5 protein-coding genes are annotated in these 4,427 nt (G+C 63.3%); all 5 read right to left on the bottom strand.

Annotation, left to right across the window (positions count from 1 at the left end; genetic code table 11):
* Window positions 1-45 precede the first annotated feature (45 nt).
* Window positions 46-819 carry an isoprenyl transferase gene (locus tag AC1DKD_RS39580; protein WP_441631990.1) on the bottom strand — a complete coding sequence of 258 codons (774 nt, stop codon included), beginning with the start codon at window positions 817-819 and terminating at the stop codon, window positions 46-48.
* Window positions 820-872: 53 nt separating this feature from the next.
* On the bottom strand, window positions 873-1,433 hold the full coding sequence (gene frr, locus AC1DKD_RS39575; protein ID WP_441631992.1) for a ribosome recycling factor: 561 nt from the start codon (window positions 1,431-1,433) through the stop codon (window positions 873-875).
* 118 nt (window positions 1,434-1,551) lie between these two features.
* Window positions 1,552-2,262 carry a UMP kinase gene (pyrH, locus tag AC1DKD_RS39570; protein WP_441631994.1) on the bottom strand — a complete coding sequence of 237 codons (711 nt, stop codon included), beginning with the start codon at window positions 2,260-2,262 and terminating at the stop codon, window positions 1,552-1,554.
* A gap of 285 nt (window positions 2,263-2,547) precedes the next feature.
* Window positions 2,548-3,426, bottom strand: coding sequence for a translation elongation factor Ts (tsf, locus tag AC1DKD_RS39565; protein ID WP_441631996.1), 879 nt, complete (start codon window positions 3,424-3,426; stop codon window positions 2,548-2,550).
* Window positions 3,427-3,687: 261 nt separating this feature from the next.
* Window positions 3,688-4,427 (bottom strand): 30S ribosomal protein S2 (gene rpsB, locus AC1DKD_RS39560; RefSeq protein ID WP_477144591.1); only part of this gene is annotated, 740 nt, incomplete at its 5' end.

Below are 4,427 nucleotides of genomic sequence, written 5' to 3'. Positions count from 1 at the left end.
GGTAAGGAGCATGCGCTGCGGAGTTCCGGTGAAAAAAGAAAACGATCAGGCGGTGCCGGAAAGGCCGGAGGGCGCCACCACTTGCGCGCTGGTACGGCCGAAACGGCGCTCGCGCTGCCGGTACGAGGCAAACGCCTTGTCGAGCTCGGCCGCACCGAAATCCGGCCAGAACACATCGGTGAAATAAAGTTCGGAGTATGCCAGTTGCCACAGTAGGAAATTGCTGATGCGCTGTTCGCCGCCGGTACGGATGAACAAGTCCGGCTCGGGCGCATAGGCCATGGCCAAGTGCGGGGCGAGTACGGCTTCATCGACTGCCTCCGGCTCGAGCATGGGCGAGCGCGCCAGCATCTTGCGCATCGCCTGCAGCAAGTCCCAGCGGCCGCCATAATTGGCGGCGATGGTCACTGTCAGCCCGGTGTTGCCGGCCGTGCGGGCCTCGGCATCGGCGATCAGCTGCTGGATGCGCGGGCTGAAGCGGCTCAGGTCGCCAACCACCCTCACCCGGATGTTGTTGGCGTGCATCTTGACCACCTCGCGGCGCAGCGCGGTCATGAACAGCCGCATCAGGAACGAGACTTCGTCGGCCGGGCGGCGCCAGTTCTCGGAACTGAACGCGAACAGGGTCAGGTACTGCACGCCACGCGCCGCGCAAGCCTCCACCACCGCCCGGACTGCATCCAGGCCACGGCTGTGGCCGGCAACGCGCGGCAGATGCCGCTGGGTCGCCCAACGGCCGTTGCCATCCATGATGATGGCAACGTGACGGGGCACATAGGTGGATTCGGGGACGCTAAGCGTGGAACTGATGTGATGCATGATTGGAAACGGTAGCGGACACAGCGGCGGCTTGCAAGCCGCCGCACTTTGCGTCACACCGTCATGATCTCCTTGTCCTTCTCGGCAACCATCCTGTCGATTTCGGCAACGAACTTGTCGGTCAGCTTCTGGACGTCGTCCTGGCCGCGGCGCTCGTCATCCTCGGAAATCGACTTGTCCTTGACCAGCTTCTTGAACTGCTCGTTGGCATCGCGGCGCAGGTTGCGCACGGCGACCTTGGCACCCTCGGCCTCGCCCTTGACGACCTTGGCGAGTTCCTTGCGGCGCTCTTCGGTCAGCATGGGCATCGGCACGCGAATGGTTTCGCCCATGGTGGCCGGGTTCAGGCCGAGATCGGCATCGCGGATAGCCTTCTCGATGGCGCCGACCATCTTCTTTTCCCACGGCTGCACGCTGATGGTGCGGGAATCGGCCAGGCCGACGTTGGCCACCTGGCTGATCGGCACCGGCGAACCGTAATAATCCACCTGGACATGGTCAAGCAGACCCGTATGGGCACGACCAGTGCGAATCTTGGCCAGGTCGGCCTTGAACGCTTCAATGGTCTTCACCATCTTCTGCTCGGCGCTCTTCTTGATGTCGGCGACGCTCATCTTTACCTCCAAAACGGGTAATCATGACCCCGGATACCGGGATCGAAAATGAATCATTCTACTCTTTGCCGGACCGCATGCCACTCCTGGCGGCCACGCACCGGCGGCTGGCCAGCGATCAGACGTGCACCAGCGTACCCTCATCCTCGCCAAGAATCACGCGCTTGAGCGCACCCGGCTTCACAATCGAGAACACCTTGATCGGCAGCTTCTGGTCGCGGCAAAGGGCAAATGCCGTGGCATCCATCACCTGCAGGTTGCGCGAGATGGCCTCGTCGAAGGAAATGGTCGTGTAGCGCGTGGCGCTGGGGTCTTTCTTGGGGTCGGCCGTATAAACGCCGTCCACCTTGGTTGCCTTGAGCACGATCTCCGCGCCGATTTCCGCGCCGCGCAGGGCTGCCGCGGTGTCGGTCGTGAAAAAGGGATTGCCGGTGCCGGCGGCGAAGATCACCACCTTGCCCTCTTCCAGCTGGCGGATGGCGCGCGGGCGGATGTAAGGCTCGACCACCTGGTCCATGCGCAGGGCCGATTGCACGCGGCCCACGATGTCGGCGTGGCGCATCGCGTCCTGCAGCGCCAGCGCATTCATCATGGTGGCCAGCATGCCCATGTAGTCGGCCGTGGCGCGGTCCATGCCCGCCGCCCCGCCGGCCACGCCGCGGAAGATATTGCCGCCGCCAATCACCACCGCGACCTGGACGCCGAGCCTGACGATCTCGGCAATATCATTGACCATGGCCTCGATAGTGGCGCGGTTGATGCCGAAGGCATCATCGCCCATCAGGGCCTCGCCGGACAATTTCAGTAGGACGCGCTTATAGGCTGGCATATTGATCCCCGGAGCTGGTTCGGCTCGCACGAGCGAGCCGGAAATTTGAATGCGTGCGGCACGGATCGGCGTGCCGCCGCTGTAAAAGCCGGTTTTCGGGGTGGCCTGCTCCTGCACGGCAAACGCACGGCAAGTCAGACGACCGCGGAAACGGGCTACGGCGCCCGCGCCGCACGGGTAAGCGTGGCGCGGTCATTTGTGCCGAGGGGCACCTCGCGGTGCCCCTCGGCATTATACGGCGGCCGCCGGGGCACCCTGCCGGGTACCCGCCTGGCCGCCAGGACTTCAGGCCTTCTGGGCGGCTGCCACCTGGGCGGCCACTTCGGCGGCGAAGTCGTCCTGCTTCTTCTCGATGCCTTCGCCGACCACGTACAGGGTGAAGCCCTTGACCGTGGTGTTGACGGACTTGAGCATCTGCTCGACGGTCTGCTTGTCGTTCTTCACGAAGGCCTGGTTGAACAGCGACACTTCCTTCAGGTACTTCTGCACCGAACCGTCGACCATCTTGGCGACGATTTCAGCCGGCTTGCCCGATTCGGCGGCCTTCTGCTCGGCGATGCTGCGCTCCTTGGCGATCAGCTCGGCGGGCACGTCGGCGGACGACAGAGACACCGGCTTCATCGCGGCAACGTGCATGGCCACGTCCTTGGCAGCGGTTTCGTCGCCTTCGAACTCGACCATCACGCCGATGCGGGTGCCGTGCAGGTAGGCGGCCAGCTTGCCGCCGTTTGCGTAGCGCACGAAGCGGCGGATCGCCAGGTTTTCGCCGATCTTGCCGATCAGGGCGGTACGGGTGGCTTCAACGGAAACACCGTCGATTTCCAGCGCCGACAGCGCGGCCACGTCGGCCGGGTTCTGCTTGGCGACCAGTTCGGCGACCTTGGCCGAGAACGCCAGGAAGTCGTCGTTCTTCGACACGAAGTCGGTTTCGCAGTTCAGTTCCACCAGCGCACCGGTGTTGCCGTCGATGTACGACACGACCACGCCTTCGGCGGTGACGCGCGAAGCGGCCTTGCTGGCCTTGTTGCCCAGCTTGACGCGCAGCAGCTCTTCAGCTTTTTCCAGGTTGCCGTCGGCCTCGGTCAGGGCCTTCTTGCATTCCATCATCGGCGCGTCGGTCTTTGCGCGCAGTTCTGCCACCATGCTTGCGGTAATTGCCGCCATTTGTCACTCCTTGAATGGTTCGCCCCGGCCTGCCCGCAATCGATCTGGCGGGCCCGGGACCGGGGGTATGTTCAACTTCACCCGCGCCAGATGATGCCTGCGGCGGATGACAACAATTCGAAAAAAGGGGGCGTAAGATTCGCCCCCTTGATTGCCGGAAAGCCCCGGCTGCGCGCAGCGCACCGGCCCAGGGGCCGGTCGGCTAGCGGTGATGGTCAGCTTGCTGTGCGCGCGGTACGGGGTCCTTTCGGCAGCAAGCGCTTAGGCTTCTTCGACTTCGACGAAATCGTCGCCGCCGCGAGCGGCTTCAACCACGTCCTGCACGGCGTTTGCACGGCCTTCCAGGATCGCGTCGGCCACGCCGCGCACGTACAGGGCAACTGCCTTGCTCGAGTCGTCGTTACCGGGGATCACATAGTCGATGCCTTCCGGCGAGTGGTTGGTATCGACCACGCCGATCACGGGCACGCCCAGCTTCTTGGCTTCGGTCACGGCAATCTTGTGGTAGCCGACGTCGACCACGAAGATAGCGTCAGGCACGCCGTTCATGTCCTTGATGCCGCCGATGGACTTTTGCAGCTTGTCCATTTCGCGCTCGAACATCAGCGCTTCCTTCTTGCTCATGGTTTCCAGCGCGCCGGCTTCCTTGGCGGCTTCCATGTCCTTCAGGCGCTTGATCGAGATCTTGACGGTCTTGAAGTTGGTCATCATGCCGCCGAGCCAGCGGGCGTCGACGTAAGGCATGCCTGCGCGGCCTGCTTCTTCAGCCAGGATTTCGCGCGATTGACGCTTGGTGCCCACGAACAGCACGGTGCCGCGGTTTGCTGCCAGTTGACGCACGTACTTCAGCGCGTCCTGGAACATCGGCAACGTCTTTTCGAGGTTGATAATATGGATCTTGTTGCGATGGCCGAAGATGTACGGAGCCATCTTGGGGTTCCAGAAGCGGGTTTGGTGGCCGAAGTGGCAACCGGCTTCCAGCATTTCGCGCATGGTAACGG

The organism is Cupriavidus sp. 05T313 (assembly GCF_056396665.1).
Note: the sequence above shows the minus strand (reverse complement) of the source record. Positions and strands in the feature narration are given on the sequence as shown.

What these genes read in the sequence shown, in the direction of transcription:
- AC1DKD_RS39580 (WP_441631990.1), bottom strand. Translation starts at nt 819, where the DNA reads ATGCATCACATCAGTTCCACGCTTAGCGTCCCCGAATCCACCTATGTG.
- frr (WP_441631992.1), bottom strand. Translation starts at nt 1,433, where the DNA reads ATGAGCGTCGCCGACATCAAGAAGAGCGCCGAGCAGAAGATGGTGAAG.
- pyrH (WP_441631994.1), bottom strand. Translation starts at nt 2,262, where the DNA reads ATGCCAGCCTATAAGCGCGTCCTACTGAAATTGTCCGGCGAGGCCCTG.
- tsf (WP_441631996.1), bottom strand. Translation starts at nt 3,426, where the DNA reads ATGGCGGCAATTACCGCAAGCATGGTGGCAGAACTGCGCGCAAAGACC.